This window comes from Elioraea sp., from assembly GCF_051860475.1.
Classification (GTDB): domain Bacteria; phylum Pseudomonadota; class Alphaproteobacteria; order Acetobacterales; family Acetobacteraceae; genus Elioraea.
This window is the reverse complement of sequence record NZ_JBHYDW010000073.1, coordinates 1-956: the sequence shown is the minus strand read 5'-3', so window position 1 is coordinate 956 and position 956 is coordinate 1. Positions and strand designations below refer to the sequence as shown.

The window sequence follows — 956 nt, the reverse complement described above, 5'->3', positions numbered from 1 at the left end:
CCGGCTCCCGTAGTGTCTCCGCGCCATTCCCCATGGGACTCCGCAGATGCGTTTGCCCCTCCGCCCGGCCGCCCTCGTCGCCGTTGCCCTCGCCGTCGCTGCTCCACCGGCGGCCGCAATCGAGCTGACCTCGCACCGCGCCGCCTACCGGCTCGTGCTCGATCCGTCGCGGCCCAACCAGGACGTCGAGAGCGCCAACGGCGCGATGCTCTACGAGGTGGTCGATCGCTGCGGCGCCTGGACGGTGCAGCAGCGCTTCACACTCCAGGTGGTGGCACGCAGCGGGCAGGCCTACGAGATGGCGTCGGACTACGCGACCTGGGAGGACCGCGACGGCTCCCGCCTGCGGTTCCGCCTGCGCCAGGCGACCGATGGGACGGTCACCAAGACGCTGGTCGGCGAGGCCACGCTCGACGCGCCCGGCGGGTCCGGCACGGCGCGGCTCACCCAGCCGGAGGCGCGCGAGATCGCGCTGCCGCGCGGCACGCTCTTCCCGATGATGCACACCCGGCGGCTGCTCGAGGCGGCGCGGCGCGGGGATCGGGTGATGGCCGTCCCGGTGTTCGACGGGACCTCCGAGGACGGACCGCAGGACACCAACACCGTGATCGCCGGCCACCTGCCGGCCGACCCCGCGGTCGGCTTCGCCTCGCTGCGCGACGTCGAGTCGTGGCGGGTGCGGATCGCGTTCTTCGCCCCGGGCGGCACCGGCCAGCCCGAGTACGAGGTGGGCATCCGCTACTTCGAGAACGGCGTCGCGGACGAGTTGAAGATGGACTTCATCGAATTCGCCGTCGCCGGCCGGCTCGTCGAGTTCGAGCGCCTGCCCGGCGGGTGCAACTGACCCCCTGACGCCAGGCGCGGCTCTGCCCTGCCGGCCGGGGTTGGCGTGCCGCCCCGGCGGCATGATATGACCCTGTCGGGAGGCTGGCGGCGGACGGGCTCCTCGCCAACCC

At 73.3% G+C, this 956-nt stretch carries 1 protein-coding gene; it reads left to right on the top strand.

Annotated features, from left to right (window positions below):
- The first annotated feature begins 46 nt into the window (after nucleotides 1-46).
- Nucleotides 47-844: a cell envelope integrity EipB family protein gene (locus ACTIFU_RS13595; RefSeq protein ID WP_439578853.1), complete on the top strand. Its 798-nt coding sequence runs from the start codon at nucleotides 47-49 to the stop codon at nucleotides 842-844.
- Nucleotides 845-956: the final 112 nt, after the last annotated feature.